Raw genomic sequence first — 269 nt, 5'->3', positions numbered from 1 at the left:
ACGGCTTGAGCGAGGTCACGATGAAGCGCGGATTGGCGCCCAATGTCGTCCACTCGGCCTTGGCGATGACCCGCCTGCGGCGGGACCAGCTGTCTTTGGTCGACCACATGAAGTCGCGAAAGACGCGTGCGGCCTGGCCGCTTGCCCTGGATGCCTGGCTCGCTTCCTCCAGGGCCGGGGCGATCTTGGTTTCCAGCCGCTCGTTGCGGGCGAGCCCGAAGACGTAGTCGACGCGGTTTTGCTCGCACCAGGCCATCAGTTCCTCGCGC

1 protein-coding gene is annotated in these 269 nt (G+C 66.2%); it reads right to left on the bottom strand.

The annotated features are described in order from the left end of the window. A partial coding sequence (locus EH240_RS37705; RefSeq protein ID WP_206075419.1) for a transposase occupies positions 1-269 on the bottom strand: 269 nt, incomplete at both ends.

This window comes from Mesorhizobium tamadayense, assembly GCF_003863365.1.
Lineage (GTDB): Bacteria > Pseudomonadota > Alphaproteobacteria > Rhizobiales > Rhizobiaceae > Mesorhizobium > Mesorhizobium tamadayense.
This window is presented reverse-complemented; position numbering and strand designations above follow the sequence as displayed.